The organism is Prauserella flavalba (assembly GCF_003202235.1).
Taxonomy (GTDB): Bacteria; Actinomycetota; Actinomycetes; order Mycobacteriales; family Pseudonocardiaceae; genus Prauserella_A; species Prauserella_A flavalba.
Window position 1 is genome coordinate 66,543 of sequence record NZ_MASU01000008.1, and the last position, 16,982, is coordinate 83,524.

Here is a 16,982-nt window from a genome sequence, read left to right on the forward strand (position 1 = left end):
CACGTGAGCGGGCAGAGTCGCCATGCGGACCGCCCGGCGCCGAAGTCGGTGCTGGCGCGGGGACTGTCGTTGCTGGACGCGTTCGGAGCGGGCGAGCCCGAACTGAGCCTGGCCCGGATCGCCGCCCGCAGCGGGCTGCCGAAACCCACCGCCCACAGACTCCTGGGGGAACTGGTGGAGTGGGGCGCGCTGGAGCGTTCGAGCCCCGGGCACTACCGGCTCGCGACGAAACTCTTCCGGCTCGGCCAGCTCGTGCCGCGGCACCGGGTGCTCAGGGAGGCGGCGCTGCCGCACCTGGAGCAGCTCTACGAGGCCAGCCATGAGAACGTGCACCTCGCCGTGCCCGACAACGTCTACACCCTCTTCCTGGAGAAGCTCACCGGCCGCGAGTCGATGAGCATCCGCTCCCGGGTCGGCGGCCGGATGCCGTCGCACTGCACGGCCACCGGCAAGGTGTTCCTCGCCTGGGGCGGCCGCGACCGGCTCCGCCGCGTCGTCGACGCCGGCCTGCCCCGGCTGACGCCCAGGACCATCGTGTTGCCGGGCCTGCTGCACCAGGATCTCGAACGCACGATGGCCCGCGGCCTCGGCATCAACCGTGAGGAGGCCGAGCCCGGCGTGTCCGCCGTGGCCGCCCCCGTGCTCGGCGCGAGAGGTGAGGTCGTGGCGGCCCTGTCGGTGACCGGCCGTTCCCACCGCCTCGATCTCGACCGGGTCGGCGGCCTCGTGCGTGCCGCGGCGAACGCGATGTCGGCGACCCTGCCCGCGCTGTCCGCCGCTCAGAACGGGTAGCCCGGGTTCCGGTCGCGGTGCGCCTTTCGATCGACCGGAACGCGGATGCGGAGCCGTGGTGCCGGGCGCCCGTGCCGCCTGGCCGTTCCGGGGAGCCCGGCCCGGTGGGCCGCGCGGCGGGAAGCCGCTGGTCCCGTCTCGATGCCAGGGCGTTCCCGTGGCCGGCTCGTGTGGTCACGCCGCGTGGCCTGCTGTCATCCCGTACCTCCTCTCGTGCCGTGGTTCCCCGTCGCGCCTGGGCGCTCGCCGCGCGAGATCCCCTCGTCCAGGCGGCGCTGCGGGTGCCGGCTCGACGCCGGTGACCGTGCGCTGCCTTGACACTACATCGAACATGTGTTCGAATCAAGCCTGTGAGATGGGATGGCCAGCGAGCCGACGGGAACGCCGAGCAGGCGCTGCTCGGGCTGTCCGGGCTGATCCGCTCCGTGCGGTCACCGGACTTCTCCGGCGTGACCTTTCACGAGGTCCACGCCCGCTCGGTGCTGAACAAGGTGCCGGACGCCTCGCGCGTGCCGTTCCGGTGGACCGTCAACCCGTACCGGGGCTGCTCTCACGCGTGTACCTACTGCCTCGCGGGGGAGACGCCGGTCCTGCTGGCGAACGGCCGGACGAAACCGCTGGCCGAACTCGAGCTCGGCGAGCAGATCTACGGCACCCGCCTGGAGGGCGGTTACCGGCGCTACGTGCCGACGCGGGTGCTCGCGCACTGGTCCACGGTCAAGCCCGCCTACCGGATCACGCTGGAGGACGGCACGAGCCTCGTCGCCAGCGGTGACCACCGGTTCCTCACCAACCGCGGCTGGAAGCACGTCACCGGAGCGCAGCACGGAGCGGCGCGCAGGCCTTACCTCACGACCGGCAACAAGCTCATGGGAGTGGGTGGCTTCGCCGTCCCGCCGGAACGATCGCGCGCGTATCGCGAGGGTTATCTGCAGGGGATCGGGGCCGGACGGGAACCGGCCGACGGTGAGGCGCGGGACCGGATCCGGTCGTTCTCGCGGGGGCACGGCGGGCCCAGGGATTCCGCCGTGCCGGTGGCGCCGGAGGAGGACTGGCAGAAGGGCTTCCTCGCCGGCCTCTACGACGCCGAGGGCAGCCACTCGCGAGGCATCGTCCGGATCGCGAACCTGGCGCCGCACGTACTCGACACGGCCCGTCTCGCGCTGAAGCGCTTCGACTTCGTGCACGTCGTCGAGGACCCTGGCCGGGCCAGCGGTCTGCGCGTGCTGCGGCTCTCGGGCGGGCTCGCCGAGCGGCTGCGGTTCTTCCACACCACCGACCCCGCGGTCACCCGCAAACGCACCATCGACGGGCTCGCGATCAAGTCGGCGGCGCGACTCGGGGTGATGTCCGTCGAGCCGCTGGGAGTGGAGCGGCCGCTGTTCGACATCACCACGGGCACGGGCGACTTCATCGCCGACGGGGTGGTGAGCCACAACTGCTTCGCGCGCAACACCCACACCTACCTCGACCTCGACGCGGGCCGGGACTTCGACACCCAGGTGGTCGTGAAGGTCAACGCGCCCGAGGTCCTCGCGGCCCAGGTCCAGCGCCCGAGCTGGAAGCGTGAGCACGTCGCGATGGGCACGAACACCGACCCGTACCAGCGCGCCGAAGGCAAGTACGAGCTGATGCCGCGCATCATCACGGAACTGGCCGGCTCGGGCACACCCTTCTCGATCCTCACCAAGGGCACGGTGCTCGCCAGGGACCTGCCCCTGCTGCGCGCGGTGAGCGGGGACGTCTCCGTGGGCCTCGGGGTCTCGATCGCGCTGCTGGACCGCGACCTGCAGAGCAGGCTCGAACCAGGCACACCGAGCCCGAGGGCGCGGCTGGCGCTCGTACGGAAGGCGCGGGAGGCGGGACTGCCCTGCGGGGTCTTCCTCGCGCCGGTACTGCCGGGGCTCACCGACTCCACCGAGGCGCTCGAGAGCCTCTTGGCGGAGGTGGCCGAAGTAGGAGCCACGGGCGTCACGGTGATCCCGCTGCACCTGCGGCCGGGAGCCCGGGAGTGGTTCGCGCGGTGGCTGTCAGAGCAGTATCCGGACCTCGTGCCGCGCTACCGGCAGCTGTACGCGCGGGGCAGCTATGTCAACGCGGCATACCGGAGATGGCTGTCGGCGCGTGTCACGCCGTTGCTGCGCCGGTACGGGCTCGATTCCCGGTCCGGCGGTGAGGAGCGTGGCGTGCCAGGGGATGAGGAAGGCGGCTGGCCGGAGGGCAGCATGCCGCGCGGGGCGAGTGAGCCGGCCCGGACGAAGGGAGACCAGATGACGCTGCTTTAGGTGCCCGCGCACTCGGGAACCTGGTGGCGGCCGACCACGGTCGGTTCGTTAACCTGAGCCGTCGGCGCAACGCCGCCGTACACCGATGGCAAGACCGCTACCACTGCTTTCCGAGAGGATCCTGCGAAGTGCTTCGCACCCACAACGCCGGCACGTTGCGTGTCGAGCAGGCTGGCCAGACCGTCACGCTCACCGGCTGGGTGGCCCGGCGGCGGGATCACGGCGGGGTCATCTTCGTCGATCTCCGGGACGCCAGCGGGGTCGCGCAGGTCGTCTTCCGTGAGGGCGAGATGGCCGAGCGAGCGCACCAGCTCCGCGCGGAGTACTGCATCAAGGTGGTCGGAGAGATCGCGCAGCGCCCCGAGGGCAACGAGAACCCGGAGATCCCGACCGGGCAGATCGAGGTCCTGGTAACGGAGCTGGAGGTGCTGTCGGAGTCGGCCGTGCTGCCGTTCCCGATCGACGAGCGGCTCGAGGTCGGCGAGGAGGTGCGGCTCAAGCACCGGTACCTCGACCTGCGCCGCAACGGTCCCGCGAGCGCGATGCGGCTGCGCAGTGAGGTCAACCGGGTGGCGAGGAACGTCCTGCACGACGAGGGCTTCATCGAGGTCGAGACGCCCACGATGACGCGTTCGACGCCCGAGGGCGCCCGCGACTTCCTCGTGCCCGCGCGCCTGCGCCCGGGCTCCTGGTACGCGCTGCCCCAGTCGCCGCAGCTGTTCAAGCAGCTGCTGATGGTGGGCGGGCTCGAGCGGTACTACCAGATCGCCCGGTGCTACCGCGACGAGGACTTCCGCGCCGACCGGCAGCCCGAGTTCACGCAGCTCGACATCGAGATGAGCTTCGTGGAGCAGGACGACGTGATCGCGCTCGGCGAGCGGGTCGTGGCGGCGCTGTGGAAGCTCGTCGGCGTCGAGGTGCCACAGCCGTTCCGCCGGATCAGCTACGCCGAGGCGATGGCGAAGTACGGCACCGACAAGCCGGACCTGCGGTTCGGCCTTGAGCTCACCGAGCTGACGGAGTTCTTCGCCGACACGCCGTTCCGCGTGTTCCAGGCGCCCTACGTCGGCGCGGTCGTCATGCCCGGCGGTGCGGACCAGCCGCGGCGGCAGCTCGACGCCTGGCAGGAGTGGGCCAAGCAGCGCGGGCACAAGGGCCTCGCGTACGTGCTCGTCGGCGAGGACGGCACGCTCGGCGGCCCCGTGGCGAAGAACCTGTCCGACCACGAGCGGGAGCACCTGGCCGAGGCGGCGGGCGCGAAGCCGGGCGACTGCGTGTTCTTCTCGGCGGGCAAGCCCAACGACGCGCGGCAGCTGCTCGGTGCGGCGCGCGTGGAGATCGCGCACCGGCTCGGCATGATCGACGAGAACGCGTGGTCGTTCGTGTGGGTCGTGGACTTCCCGCTGTTCGAGGCCGCGGACGAGACCGACGACGTCGCCGTGGGCGGCGGTAAGTGGACGGCGCTGCACCATGCGTTCACGTCGCCGACGCCGGAGTGGATCGAGAAGTTCGAGTCGGACCCCGGCAACGCGCTGGCCTACGCCTACGACATCGTCTGCAACGGCAACGAGATCGGTGGTGGCTCCATCCGTATCCACCGCGGGGACGTGCAGCGGCGCGTCTTCGAGGTGATGGGCCTTTCCGAGGAGGAGGCCCAGGAGAAGTTCGGCTTCCTGCTCGACGCGTTCCAGTTCGGCCCGCCGCCGCACGGCGGCATCGCGTTCGGCTGGGATCGCATCGTGATGCTGCTCGCCGGTGCGGACTCGCTGCGGGACGTGATCGCCTTCCCGAAGACCGGCGGCGGTTTCGACCCGCTGACCGGCGCCCCGGCGCCGATCACCGCCGAGCAGCGCAAGGAAGCCGGGGTGGACGCGAAACCGCAGCCGCGCGGCTGACGGCCGGTGCTGCACCTCAGGGCCCTCTGCCCGGCCGAGCGCACCGATGCGGTACTGGAGGCGCTCCGGGATTGCCCCGGGGTGGCCCACGTGGTGCTGCTGCGGGGCGCCGCCGTGTCACCCCAGGGCGACGTGGTGGAGGCCGACATCGCGCGCGAGGCCGCCGACGAGGTCATCACGCGGCTCTACGAGCAGCAGCTCGACCGCACCGGCGGTATCACGCTGGAGGTGCTGGACACCGCGCTGTCGGACGCGGCCGACCGGGCCGAGAAGGAGGCGCCGGGGGAGAGCGGCGACGCCGTCGTGTGGCAGGAGCTCGTCAGCCTCACCGGCGAGCAGTCGCGGCTCAACGTCACCTTTCAGGCGTTCCTGACGATCGCGTGCCTGCTGGCCGCGGTCGGGGTGGTCACCGACTCGCCGGTCACGATCGTCGGCGCCATGGTGGTGGGTCCCGAGTTCGGGCCGCTCGCCGCCGTCGCCGTGGGCGTCGTGCTGCGGCGCTGGGACCTGGTGCGCCGGGCGGCCGTCGCGCTGGCCGTCGGCTTTCCCCTCGCGATGGCCGTCACCACGGGCGCGACGATGCTGGGCGAGGCCACCGGCCTGTTCAGCGCCGGCAACCTCCGCGGCGAACACGAGGTGGACTTCATCTTCGAGGTGGGTCCCTACTCGCTGATCGTCGCCCTGCTGGCCGGGGCGGCGGGCATGCTGGCGATGACCTCGGCGAAATCGGCGGCGCTGGTCGGGGTGTTCATCTCCGTCACCACCGTGCCCGCCGCCGGCTACGCCGCGGTCGCGGCCGTGCTCGGACAGTGGTCCCGTTGTCTCGCCTCGGTGGGGCAGCTGGCCGTGAACCTCCTGGGCATCGTGCTCGCCGCGGTTTTGGTTCTCGCGGTGCGGGTACGAAGCAAACGTTTCGCGGCGTCCCCACGGCCACTGCCGAACGGTTGACGAACGATCCCGCGAAATCTTCATGTTCTCACCGACGTTGTGGTCACCGCTGCTCGTTCACTAGTAGGGTCGGAGCCAATGACTGTGGACACCTCCTCTACCGACGATTCGCCAGTCGGAGCAGGAGCGGAACTTCTCTCTGTCGATGCCGCCGTCGCCGCCGCCGAGGCGGTGCTCGCCCAGCGTTTCGGCAGCACGATCACGTTGATCGATGCCGAGGATCTGGCCGGGAGCGGCCCGGCCACCGTGGTCAGGGCCCGGGTCGACTCGTCGTCCTTCGCCCTGCCGCGCACGCTGGTGATCAAGCATTACCCGGGCGCGGTGCGCCCGGGGCACGACGACTCGTTCGCGAGGGAGGCGGCGAGCTACCAGCTGTTCACGGCGCTCTCGCCGGAGGACCGGATGTGTCCCGAACTGCTCGCCCACGGTGCCGGCCAGCGAGTGCTGGTGATCGACGACCTCGGGCGGATGCCGACGCTCGAGGACAAGCTGTGCGGCGGCGACAGCCGCGCCGCCGAGACGGCCCTGCTGTCGTGGGCCCGCTCGCTCGGGCGCCTGCACTTCAGCACGGCCAACCGCGAGGCCGACTTCAACGCGCTGCTGCGCAGGCTCAGCCCGCGGAACCGGTCCGGCGAGGCACCTGACGACGCCGGAGCCGCGCCGGGCGAGATCACCGAGCGGTTCCCGCCGCTGCTGGAGCAGGCCCTCGGCGTGCGGACGCCCGACGCCGTCCTGCAGGCCGCCGCGCGTGCGGCGGAGCAGATCAGCTCCGGCGGCTACCGGGCGTTCAGCCCGGTGGACCTCTGGCCCGACAACAACCTGGTGACCGGCGCGGGCGTGCGGTTCCTCGACTTCGAGCACGGCCGGGTGCGCAGCGCGCTGATCGACGCGGCGCACCTGCGGGTGCCGTTCGTCTCCGCCCCGCAGCCGCTCGCGCTGCCCGCGGGGATGAGCGAGGCGATGATCGCGGCGTGGCGCGCCGAGGTGGTGGGTCTGTGGCCGGCATTGGCCGACGAGGACACACTCTCGGCGTACCTCCTCGGCACCGAGCTGCTGGCCGTGTGGCACGCGACGTGCCGGCACCTGCCCGGGCTCGCGGGCGTGCGCAACGCCTCCCGCACCGGCCGCGCGGCCGCGCTGGCGACCTGGTGGCGCGGGCTCGCCGAGCACGCGGAGCACAGCGAGCGCGAGGGCGACGCCGCCGTCGCCGAGCACGCCGCCACGGTGGCCGCCGCGCTCGACACGCGCTTCGGGCCCGGCCTGGAGCTCGCGCTGTACCCGGCGTTCCGCTAGCACCAAGCATTCCTCGACACGTCCACGCGTCGTTACCCGAGGCTCACCGCTGGTGAGTCTCGGTGGCTGATGGTGTCCCCGTGGTGTGCGACGACGTGGCCAGGACAGCGATTCCCGAAACCCCACAGACCTCCCTCCCGGTACGGGCACGGCGCCTCGTCGTGCTCGGCGACTCGACCGCCGTCGGACTCGGCGACCCGCTGCCCGGCGGTGCCTGGCGCGGGATGGGCCCGCTGGTCGCCGGCTCGCTCGGCATCGAACCCGCGGGGTACCTGAACTGCTCGTTCACGGGCGCGCGCATGGCGTGCGTCCGCACCGGCCAGCTGCCGGCGGCGCTCGCGCACCGGCCCGACGTCGCGCTGCTGGTCGTCGGTATGAACGACACCCTCCGGTCCGACTTCTCGCCGCGGCGGATCGCCGCGGACCTCGACCACGTGCTCACCGAGCTCGCCGCGGCCGGTGCGCTGGTGCTGCCCGTCCGGTACCACGACCACGGCCGGGTGTTCCGCCTGCCGCGCTCGCTGCACCGGGCGCTCCGGGCCCGCATCGACGCGCTCAACGCCGCCATCGACGAGGTGGTCGCCCGGCACGGTGTGCCGTGCCTCGACCTCGACGCCGTGCCCGGGACCTACGAGCTCGCCTCCTGGAGCGTGGACCGGCTGCACCCGTCCGAGCTGGGGCACCGGCTGCTCGCCCGCGGGTTCGGGGAGCTGCTCGCCGACGCGGGGTACACGGTGCCCGCGCCCGTGAGCCTGGTGTGCTCGGGCGGCAAGGAGATCGGTGCGCTCGACCACGTCGGCTGGCTCGTGGTGAAGGGCATCCCGTGGCTGTGGCGGCGGGGTCGCGACCTGGTGCCCTACGCGGCGGGGATCATGCTGCGGGCCGTCACCGAGCGGTGGCGCCGCACCGGCGACGACGAGAACCCGGCCGAGCTGCCCGCGCCCGCGGCAGCGCACTGAGGCACGCGCCGAGGCGGCGCGACGGATGTCGGCCCCCGCGGCTACCGTCGGGGTGTGCACCAAGACGAACTCTTCACGGTGAACCCGGACGTGGCGCCGCCGCCGGAGCCCGTCGCGGCGACGGAACCGCCGCCCCCGCCGCCGGGCTCGCCGCTGGCCGTGCGGATGCGCCCGCGCACGCTCGGCGAGGTCGTCGGCCAGCAGCACCTGCTGGGGGAGGGCGCGCCGCTGCGCAGGCTCGTGGAGGGCGCCGCCCCGGCGTCGGTTCTGCTGTACGGCCCGCCCGGTACCGGGAAGACCACGCTCGCCAACCTCGTGTCGACGGCCACCGGGCGGCGCTTCGTCGCGCTGTCGGCGCTCTCGGCCGGGGTGAAAGAGGTCAGGGGCGTGATCGAGGAGGCCAAGCGCCGCCGCCGCTACAACGGCGAGAACACCGTGCTGTTCATCGACGAGGTCCACCGCTTCTCCAAGACGCAACAGGACGCCCTGCTGGGCGCGGTCGAGGACCGCACGGTGCTGCTCGTCGCCGCCACCACGGAGAACCCGTCGTTCTCCGTGGTGTCCCCGCTGCTGTCGCGTTCGCTCGTGCTGCAGCTGCGCCCGCTCACCGACGACGACATCCGCGACCTCCTCGGCCGCGCGCTCACCGACGAACGCGGTCTCGGCGGCGAGTTCACGCTCACCGACGAGGCGATGGCGCATCTGGTGCGCCTCGCGGCGGGTGACGCGCGGCGCGCGCTCACCGCGCTGGAGGCGGCGGCCGACGCGGCTTCGGCCACGCGCAGCCCGACGATCGAGCTCGCCACCGTCGAGTCCACTGTCGACAAGGCGGCGGTGCGCTACGACCGCGACGGCGACCAGCACTACGACGTCATCAGCGCGTTCATCAAGTCGATCCGCGGTTCCGACGCCGACGCCGCGCTGCACTACCTCGCTCGCATGATCGAGGCGGGCGAGGATCCGCGCTTCATCGCGCGCAGGCTCGTCGTGCACGCGAGCGAGGACATCGGGCTCGCCGATCCCACCGCGTTGCAGGCGGCCGTGGCGGCGGCGCACGCCGTGCAGTTCATCGGCATGCCGGAGGGCAGGCTCGCACTGGCACAGGCGACGCTGCACCTCGCCACGGCGCCGAAGTCCAACGCGGTGATCACCGCGATCGACAGCGCGCTCGCCGACGTGCGCTCCGGCGGGGTCGGGACGGTGCCCCCGCACCTGCGGGACGGCCACTACGCGGGCGCGGAGAAGCTCGGCAACGCGCAGGGCTACCGCTACCCGCACAGCGTGGCCGAGGGCGTGCTCGCCCAGCAGTACCCGCCGGACGAGCTGGTGGGCCGCGACTACTACGAGCCGACCCAGCGCGGCGCCGAGCGTGCCCTCGCCGAGCGGGTGCCGCGCCTGCGCCGCACCATCAGGGGAGGCTGACGCGGCGAAGGAGGGGACCATGACGGGCAAGCCGGTCGTCGCCGTGCTCGGCACGGGCACCATGGGGCTGCCGATGGCGCTGAACCTGCTCGGCGCGGGACTGCCCGTGCGGGCGTGGAACCGCACCGCCGACCGCGCGCGGCCGCTCGCCGAGCGGGGCGCGGAGGTGGTCACCGAACCGAGGGCGGCCGTCGAGGGCGCCGACCTGGTGGTGACGATGCTCGCCGACGGCCCCGCCACCCGGGAGACCGTCGAACCAGTGCTGGATTCGTTCGGTCCCGATGCCGTGTGGGTGCAGATGGGCACGATCGGGTCCGGGTGGACGGAGACCCTCGCCGGCCTGGCCGCCATGGCCGGGGTGGACTTCGCCGACGCGCCCGTGCTGGGCACCAGGAAACCCGCCGAGGAGGGCGCGCTCGTGGTGCTCGGCTCCGGGCCGGAACATGTGCGGCAGCGCTGTGAGCCGGTGTTCGGCGCGGTCGGCGGGCGCACCCTCTGGGCCGGCGGGACGGGCGCGGGCAGCAGGCTCAAGCTCGTCGCCAACGCGTGGGTGCTCGCGCTGACCAACGCCACGGCCGAGAGCGTGGGTCTCGCGCGCGAGCTGGGCCTCGACCCCGCCCTGTTCCTCGACGCGATCGGCGGCGGCCCGCTCGACGTCGGCTACGCGCACGTGAAGGGCGAGGCGATGATCTCCGGGGAGTTCCCGCTGAGCTTCGCGGTGCGGCACGCGCTCAAGGACGCCGACCTTGTCCTCGCCGAGGAGGGCGGCGCCGATCTCGCCGGGGTGCGCGCCGCCCGGCGGCACCTGGCGGCCGCCGCGGACGCGGGTCACGCCGACGACGACATGGCGGCGCTCTACCGCGGAGTCGTGAGCGTGGACGGGGCCGGCGCGCGGCAGGGTCGCACGGCCGGGGCCGACGACGCACGGTAGCCTGACCCGCACATCGACGTCGCCACCGATCCTGGAGGAGGGCACGTGTCGGCAGGGCAGATCGCCGCACTGATCGCCGCTGGCGCCTTCGTGCTGCTGGTGTTGTTCCTCGCGATCGCGTTGATCAAGCTCGGCCGCACGCTGGACGAGGCCACGATCGCGATCCGCAAGGCACACGAGAACACCGACCCGCTGCTGCACGGCGCGAACGACACGATCACGCACGTCAACACGCAGCTCGAGCGCGTGGACGGCATCACGGCCAACGCGCAGGCCGTCTCGGGCAACGTGTCGGCGTTGTCGTCGGTGTTCACCGCGACCCTCGGCGGTCCGCTCGTGAAGACCGCCGCGCTGTCCTACGGCCTGTCCAAGGCCGTGCGCGCGCGCCGCAAGGGCAAGGCCGAGGACGGCAAGCACACGCTGCGCCGGGGCAGGAAGAGCAAGCGATGAGGCGGCTGTTCTGGCTCGGTATGGGCGTCGCCGCCGGCGTCGCCCTCTCCCGTAAGGCGACCGAAACGGCTCGTCAAGCCACTCCTGCGGGGTTAGCCTCGAACCTGGGCGACGCCGTGCGGGAGCTGGCGGGCGCCATCGGCGCGTTCGGTGCGGACGTCCGCGCCGGGATGAGCGAGCGGGAGCAGGAGCTGAACGACATCGTGGAGCGGCGCACGGGCCTTCCGGCGAGGACCGAGGCCACCAGGTACGAGGCGGCGGCCGGCAGGCACGCCGCCGAGTCGCGCGCCCGGCGAGCGCCCCGGGCGGAGAGCTGAGCGGCGTCGTTCGCCGCGCTCCCCGCCGTCACCGCCGTCCCCGAAACCAGGCTCGCGCCCGATCCGGTGCCGCCGAGCCTCACCCAGAGGAAAACCAGTGGAAACACACGAGATCAACCTGCGGTTCCTGAACTACTTCGAGGGGCACGGGCACACCAGGGTGCCCAGCGCCTCGCTGATCCTCGACGACCCGACCCTGCTGTTCGTCAACGCGGGCATGGTCCAGTTCAAGCCGTACTTCCTCGGCGAGGTGCCGCCGCCCTACCCGCGTGCGACGAGCGTGCAGAAGTGCGTGCGCACCGGCGACATCGACGAGGTCGGCAAGACCACGCGGCACAACACGTTCTTCCAGATGGCGGGGAACTTCTCCTTCGGTGACTACTTCAAGGAAGGCGCGATCACGCGCGCCTGGGAACTGATCACCACCTCGCAGGCCGACGGCGGTTTCGGGTTCGACCCCAGCCGGATCTGGGTCACCGTCTACGAGAACGACTCCGAGGCGGCGGGCCTGTGGCGGGAGATCGCCGGCATCCCGTCCGAGCGGATCCAGGCCCGCGACGGCAGGGACAACTACTGGGACATGGGCGTGCCCGGCCCCGGCGGCCCGTGCTCGGAGATCTACTACGACCGCGGCCCCGAGTACGGCCGCGAGGGTGGTCCCGTCGTCGACGAGGACCGGTACCTGGAGATCTGGAACCTCGTCTTCATGCAGGACGTGCGCGGTGAGGCGAGCCCCAAGTACGGCCACCCGCCGATCGGCGAGCTGCCGAAGAAGAACATCGACACCGGCATGGGCGTCGAGCGCGTCGCCTACCTGCTGCAGGGCGTCGAGAACGTCTACGAGACCGACCTCGTCCGGCCGGTGATCACCAGGGCCGAGGAGTTCTCCGGCCGCCGCTACGGCGCGAACCACACCGACGACGTGCGGTTCCGCGTCATCGCCGACCACGCGCGCTCGGGCGTCCTGCTCATCACGGACGGCGTCACACCCGGCAACGAGGCGCGCGGCTACGTGCTGCGGCGCCTGCTGCGGCGCATCGTGCGCTCGGTGCGCCTGCTCGGCGTGCACGAGCCGGTGCTGCCGGAGTTCGCCAAGGTGGTCCGCGACGCGATGTCGCCGTCGTACCCGGAGATCGCGCGCGACTTCGACCGCATCAGCGACGTGATGCGCGTCGAGGAGGAGACGTTCCTCTCCACGCTCACGAGCGGTTCGAAGATCTTCGACCTCGCCGCCGAGGAGACCAAGCGCTCCGGTGGCGACATCCTGGCCGGGGACAAGGCGTTCCAGCTGCACGACACCTACGGCTTCCCGATCGACCTGACCCTGGAGATGGCGGCGGAGCAGGGCCTGTCGGTCGACGAGGACGGCTTCCGCACGCTCATGGAGGAGCAGCGGCAGCGGGCCAAGGCCGACGCGGCCGCGCGCAAGAGCGGCCACGGCGACCTCTCCGAGTACCGCAAGGTGCTGGAGCAGCACGGCGAGACCGAGTTCCTCGGCTACACCGACCTGCAGTCCACGTCGCGCGTGCTCGCGCTGCTGCAGGACGGCGTGCCGGTGCCCTCCGTCGGCGAGGGGCAGAAGGCCGGGCTGATCCTCGACCGCACGCCGTTCTACGCCGAGAGCGGTGGCCAGATCGCCGACACCGGCACGCTCCTGGGCCACGGCGTCGAGCTGAAGGTGCTCGACGTGCAGAAGCTCGTGCCCGGCCTGTTCGTGCACAGCGTCGAGGTGCTCGCGGGCGAGGTCGGCCTCGACACCGAGCTGACGGCGTCGGTCGACGCCACGCGCCGCGCCTCCATCGAGCGTTCGCACTCGGCCACCCACCTCGTGCACGCGGCCGTGCGGGGCGCCTACGGCAAGCGTGCCGCGCAGGCGGGCTCGCTGAACTCGCCGGGCCGCATGCGGTTCGACTTCACCACGCCCGGCTCCGTGTCGGCCGACGTGCTCACCGAGGTCGAGGAGGAGGTCAACGACTATCTCCAGACCGACGTCGAGGTGCAGTCCTACGTCACCACCAAGGACAAGGCACTCGAGCTCGGCGCGGTCGCCCTGTTCGGCGAGAAGTACGGCAACGACGTCCGCGTGGTCGACATGGGCGACTACTCGCGCGAGCTGTGCGGTGGCACGCATGTCGACCGGATCGGCCAGCTCGGCCTCGTCAAGTTGGTGAGCGACTCGTCGATCGGCTCCGGCGTGCACCGGGTCGAGGCGCTCGTCGGCACCGACGCGCTGCGGCACGTGCGCAAGGAGCAGCTGCTCGTCTCGCAGCTCGCCGGCACGCTGAAGGTGCCGACCGACCAGCTGCCCTCCCGCATCGAGGACGTGCTCTCGCGGCTGCGCAACGCCGAGAAGGAGATCGAGCAGCTGCGCACGCGGCAGGTGCTCGGCTCGGCGGGGTCGCTCGCCGAGAAGGCACAGGACGTGAACGGCGTTGCCCTGGTGGCCGAGCAGCTCGCCGAGGGCGTCGACGCGGGCGGCGTGCGCGCGCTCGCGGGCGAGGTCCGCAACCGGCTGGGCTCGCGGCCCGGTGTGGTGGCCCTGTTCGCCCCCGCCGACGGCAAGGTGAGCTTCGTCGTCGCCACCACCGCCGCGGCCCGCGACAAGGGGCTCGCCGCGGGCAAGCTGGTGCCCGCGTTCGCCGAGGCGGTCGGTGGCCGCGGCGGCGGCAAGCCCGACATGGCGCAGGGTGGCGGCAGCAACCCCGCGGGCATCGACCAGGCCATCGCGGCGCTGCGCGGTGCCCTCGCGTCGGGGTGAGCGACATCCGTCCTGACCGGCCAGGGGAGCAGGATCCCGGGGCCGGCCGCAGGCTTGCCGTCGACGTGGGATCCGTGCGGGTGGGCGTGGCCCTCAGCGATCCCGCGCCCATCCTGGCTACCCCGCTCGCTACCCTGTCGCGTGATGCGGACGACGACACCGATCTCGACGAGCTGGCGCGGCTTGTCGCCGAACACGAGGTGGTCGAGGTGATCGTGGGACTGCCGAGGACGCTGGCCGACCGCCACGGGGCGGCGGCCGAGACCGCCGCCGACTACGCCCGCAGGCTGGCCGGGCGGGTGGCCCCCGTGGCGGTGCGGCTCGCGGACGAGCGGCTCACCACGGTGAGCGCCAGCCGCATGCTGTCGCAGCGCGGCGTCAAGGGCCGCAAGCAGCGTGCCGTGGTGGACCAGGCCGCCGCCGTCGAGATCCTGCAGGGCTGGCTCGACGCGCGCGGCGCGGCGATCGCGAGGGAGGCCGGTCCGGCATGAGCACCCCCCACGACGGTCCCGGCGGCAGGCGCCGTCTCCGGCCCCCGCAGGCGGAGCGCCCGCCCCGGCCTCCTCGGCAGGCCGCCGCCGAGCCGCCCCAGCGGCCCCAGCGCCCGCTGCCCTCCGACCCGCCGGTGCCGAGGCGCCCGCCCGCCCGCCGGGCGCGGCACGCCGCCCCCGAGCCCGGTCCCGCCGCGCGTCCGGGGGAGCCCAGGGGCGCGGTGCCCGAGCGCAGGCCCCGGCCGCCGGCCCGCCGGAGGCGCTCGCCCAACGAGGGCGTGCCGGCCGACGAGAACCCCACCGAGGTGCTCGGCCTCGACTTCGGCGACCGTGACTACTACGACGACTACGGCGACCACGGTGACTACGACGACCTGCTCGACGAGGACATCCGCGACGAGGACGACGACCGGGCCGTCCCCGAGTACTTCGAGGACGAGCGCGAGGACCGGCCGGAGCCGAGCGCGCCGCGCAAGCGCCGCAAGCGGTTCCTGGGCTGGCTCGCCGCGCTCACGGTGATCGTCCTGCTCGCCGGCGGGGCCTACTACGGGGCGCGTGAGCTGCTCGGCTTCGGCTTCGAGGACTACGAGGGCACCGGCGAGAACGACGTGCTGCTGCACGTGGAGGAGGGCGACTCGACGCGCGCCATCGCCACGAAGCTCGACGAACTCGACGTGGTCGCCAGCGCCGAGGCGTTCGTCGACGCGAGCGAGGACGACCAGCGCGTGCTGAGCGTGCAGCCCGGCTACTACGTGCTCAAGACGAAGATGTCCGGGGCGAGCGCGGTGAGCGGTCTCGTGGCACCGGACGCCAGGGTCGGCCAGCTGCAACTGCGGGCGGGCACCCAGCTCGACGATATCCAGCAGCCGGACGGCTCCGTCACCCCGGGTGTGTTCTCGCTGCTGTCGCAGGCGTCCTGCGCGGACCTCAACGGCACGAGCACGTGCATCCCGGCGGAGGAGCTGCGCCGGGTGGCCGACACCACCGACCCCGCGCAGCTGGGCGTGCCCGAGTGGGCCGCCGCCGACGCGGCGAGGGCCGAGCCGGGTCGCAAGCTCGAGGGCATGATCGCGCCGGGCGTGTACGACGTGAAGCCGGGCTGGGACGCGACCACGCTGCTCGGCGAGGTGCTGAAGACCTCGACGCTGCGCATGCAGGCCGCCGGGCTGCCCGACGCCGCCGGGCAAACCGGTTACAGCCCGTACCAGATCCTGATCATCGCGTCGCTGATCGAGCGTGAGGCCGTGGAGAACGACTTCGGCAAGGTCTCCCGGGTCCTGCACAACCGGCTCGCGGAGAACATGCGGCTCGAGCTCGACTCGACCGTCAACTACGTGCTCCACCAGCCCGAGGTGCGCACCAACGACGCCGACCGGGCGCGGGCCGGTGCGTACAACACCTACCGCAACCGGGGGCTGCCGCCGACGCCGATCTCGGCGCCGAGCCTGGAGGCCATCACCGCGGCGGAGGAGCCCCCCGAGGGACCGTGGCTGTATTTCGTGAAGTGCGAGACCAACGGGCTGTCGTGCTTCTCGGTCGACTACGAGGAGCACCTGCGCAACCGTGACGACGCGATCGCCCGTGGCGTCTTCTAGCGCGCGCCGCGCGGCGGTTCTCGGCAAGCCGGTGGAGCACTCGCTCTCGCCGGTACTGCACGGTGCCGCGTACGCCGCGCTGGGCCTGCCGGACTGGACCTACGAGCGGATCGAGGCCGACGCCGAGAGCCTGCCCGGCCTCGTGTCCGGTCTCGGTCCCGAGTGGGCGGGGCTGTCGGTGACGATGCCGGGCAAGCGCGCGGCACTGGACCTGGCCACGGAGGCCACGCCGAGGGCCACCGCCGTCGGTGCCGCCAACACGCTCGTACACCTGCCCTCGGGCGGCTGGCGCGCCGACTGTACCGACGTGGACGGCGTCGTGGGAGCCCTGCGCGCCGCGGGCGGGTACACCGGGGGCCGGACGGCGATCGTGCTCGGCGCCGGGGGCACCGCCGCGGCGGCCGTCGCGGGCTTCGCCGCGCTCGGCCTGGAGCTGGTGCGGCTCGTCGTGCGGGAGCCCGCGCGGGCCGAGGAGTCGGCGGCGGCCGCGAAACGCGCCGGGCTGGCCGTCGAGGTGCTGCGCTGGTCCGACGTGGACTTCGGCGCCGTCACCGGGGACACCGACGTGCTCGTCAACACGGTGCCGCCCGACGCGGTCGCCCCGCACCTGGCGGAGCTGGCCACCGTCGGCTGTGTGCTCGACGTGATCTACCACCCGTGGCCGACGCTGCTCGCCGAGGCCGTCGCCGCACGCGGCGGCCGGGTCGCGACGGGGCTGGACATGTTGCTGCACCAGGCTTTCGGCCAGGTGGAGCAGTTCACGGGGCAGCCCGCTCCCCGGGCGGCGATGCGCGACGCCCTGCGCGAGGCGACCGGGAACATTCTGCCGCTGCCGCTGGACTGATC

Annotated in this window: 14 protein-coding genes; all 14 read left to right on the forward strand. The window is 72.7% G+C overall.

Features of this window, described 5'->3' with window-relative positions:
* Positions 1-3 precede the first annotated feature (3 nt).
* The 14 genes from BA062_RS20680 (at position 4) to BA062_RS20745 (ending at position 16,980) form a co-directional block, all read left to right on the forward strand.
* Positions 4-792 (forward strand): IclR family transcriptional regulator, encoded by a 789-nt coding sequence (locus BA062_RS20680; RefSeq protein ID WP_110339656.1) that lies wholly within the window; start codon positions 4-6, stop codon positions 790-792.
* A 350-nt stretch (positions 793-1,142) separates the two neighbouring features.
* The gene (locus BA062_RS20685) at positions 1,143-3,077 is read left to right on the forward strand and encodes an intein-containing Rv2578c family radical SAM protein (RefSeq protein WP_210406941.1); all 1,935 of its coding nucleotides are present in this window, start codon (positions 1,143-1,145) and stop codon (positions 3,075-3,077) included.
* Between the two features lie 128 nt (positions 3,078-3,205).
* Positions 3,206-4,972, forward strand: a complete 1,767-nt coding sequence (gene aspS / locus BA062_RS20690) for an aspartate--tRNA ligase (RefSeq protein ID WP_110339223.1) — start codon at positions 3,206-3,208, stop codon at positions 4,970-4,972.
* Positions 4,973-4,978: 6 nt separating this feature from the next.
* Complete coding sequence (locus tag BA062_RS20695; protein ID WP_110339225.1) at positions 4,979-5,920, forward strand: DUF389 domain-containing protein; 942 nt, start codon at positions 4,979-4,981, stop codon at positions 5,918-5,920.
* Positions 5,921-5,998: 78 nt separating this feature from the next.
* Positions 5,999-7,213, forward strand: coding sequence for a phosphotransferase (locus BA062_RS20700; protein ID WP_110339227.1), 1,215 nt, complete (start codon positions 5,999-6,001; stop codon positions 7,211-7,213).
* A 62-nt stretch (positions 7,214-7,275) separates the two neighbouring features.
* A complete protein-coding gene (locus tag BA062_RS20705; RefSeq protein ID WP_110339229.1) occupies positions 7,276-8,172 on the forward strand; it encodes an SGNH/GDSL hydrolase family protein in 897 nt (298 codons plus the stop codon).
* A gap of 54 nt (positions 8,173-8,226) precedes the next feature.
* Complete coding sequence (locus BA062_RS20710) at positions 8,227-9,594, forward strand: replication-associated recombination protein A (RefSeq protein WP_110339231.1); 1,368 nt, start codon at positions 8,227-8,229, stop codon at positions 9,592-9,594.
* Positions 9,595-9,613: 19 nt separating this feature from the next.
* Positions 9,614-10,525, forward strand: a complete 912-nt coding sequence (locus BA062_RS20715) for an NAD(P)-dependent oxidoreductase (RefSeq protein WP_110339233.1) — start codon at positions 9,614-9,616, stop codon at positions 10,523-10,525.
* 45 nt (positions 10,526-10,570) lie between these two features.
* Positions 10,571-10,975, forward strand: a complete 405-nt coding sequence (locus tag BA062_RS20720) for a DUF948 domain-containing protein (protein WP_110339235.1) — start codon at positions 10,571-10,573, stop codon at positions 10,973-10,975.
* Positions 10,972-11,292 carry a hypothetical protein gene (locus BA062_RS20725; protein WP_110339237.1) on the forward strand — a complete coding sequence of 107 codons (321 nt, stop codon included), beginning with the start codon at positions 10,972-10,974 and terminating at the stop codon, positions 11,290-11,292. Before BA062_RS20720 ends, BA062_RS20725 begins: the two co-directional genes overlap by 4 nt.
* 97 nt (positions 11,293-11,389) lie before the next feature.
* Positions 11,390-14,050, forward strand: a complete 2,661-nt coding sequence (gene alaS / locus BA062_RS20730; RefSeq protein WP_110339239.1) for an alanine--tRNA ligase — start codon at positions 11,390-11,392, stop codon at positions 14,048-14,050.
* Positions 14,047-14,541, forward strand: a complete 495-nt coding sequence (gene ruvX, locus BA062_RS20735) for a Holliday junction resolvase RuvX (protein ID WP_110339241.1) — start codon at positions 14,047-14,049, stop codon at positions 14,539-14,541. Before alaS ends, ruvX begins: the two co-directional genes overlap by 4 nt.
* Positions 14,538-16,136 carry an endolytic transglycosylase MltG gene (locus tag BA062_RS20740; protein ID WP_110339243.1) on the forward strand — a complete coding sequence of 533 codons (1,599 nt, stop codon included), beginning with the start codon at positions 14,538-14,540 and terminating at the stop codon, positions 16,134-16,136. Before ruvX ends, BA062_RS20740 begins: the two co-directional genes overlap by 4 nt.
* A complete protein-coding gene (locus tag BA062_RS20745; RefSeq protein WP_110339245.1) occupies positions 16,123-16,980 on the forward strand; it encodes a shikimate dehydrogenase in 858 nt (285 codons plus the stop codon). The genes BA062_RS20740 and BA062_RS20745 overlap by 14 nt, the downstream gene beginning before the upstream one ends.
* Positions 16,981-16,982 lie beyond the last annotated feature (2 nt).

What these genes read in the sequence shown, in the direction of transcription:
- BA062_RS20700 (WP_110339227.1), top strand. Translation starts at nt 5,999, where the DNA reads ATGACTGTGGACACCTCCTCTACCGACGATTCGCCAGTCGGAGCAGGA.
- BA062_RS20715 (WP_110339233.1), top strand. Translation starts at nt 9,614, where the DNA reads ATGACGGGCAAGCCGGTCGTCGCCGTGCTCGGCACGGGCACCATGGGG.
- BA062_RS20725 (WP_110339237.1), top strand. Translation starts at nt 10,972, where the DNA reads ATGAGGCGGCTGTTCTGGCTCGGTATGGGCGTCGCCGCCGGCGTCGCC.
- BA062_RS20740 (WP_110339243.1), top strand. Translation starts at nt 14,538, where the DNA reads ATGAGCACCCCCCACGACGGTCCCGGCGGCAGGCGCCGTCTCCGGCCC.